Annotated in this window: 1 protein-coding gene; it reads right to left on the bottom strand. The window is 70.1% G+C overall.

Annotation, left to right across the window (positions count from 1 at the left end; genetic code table 11):
- Positions 1–127 precede the first annotated feature (127 nt).
- Positions 128–501 (bottom strand): ferritin (locus tag ABD879_RS32860; protein ID WP_345025695.1); only part of this gene is annotated, 374 nt, incomplete at its 5' end.

Genomic DNA, 501 nt, shown 5'->3' on the forward strand with positions numbered 1-501 from the left:
CGGGCGGGTCCGGATCGACCCGTCGCCGACCGACGACGGGTCGGCTGTGCTGCTCAGGGCGCCGGCGGCTGTCCGTGGTGAGCCGCCGGCGCCCGCGGCCGGCCGGTTCGTCCCGGCCCCGGCGTGATCAGTCCTGGTCGGCCTCGGTGGACTCGGTGGGGCGGGCACCCAGTTCGGCGTCCAGACGCAGGATGCCCGAGCCGTCGTCGCCGATCAGCTTCACGCGACCGATGATCTCGGAGACGGTGGCCTCCTCCTCGATCTGCTCGTCGACGAACCAGTTCAGCAGCGGACGGGAATCGTAGTCCCCCTCCTTGTCGGCGCTGCGGTACAGCTCGCGGATCGCCTCGGAGACCTTCTGCTCATGGGCGAGGAAGTCCTCGAAGATCTCCAGCACCGGCCGGCCCGGCGTCACGCCCGGCGCCGTGATGGCACCGATGGCCGAATGGTTGTCGCGGTCCGAGACGTGCTGGATGAACTTGTTGGCGTGGACGATCTCCT

Origin of the sequence: Actinomadura keratinilytica (assembly GCF_039539665.1) — a bacterium.
Taxonomy (GTDB): Bacteria; Actinomycetota; Actinomycetes; order Streptosporangiales; family Streptosporangiaceae; genus Spirillospora; species Spirillospora keratinilytica.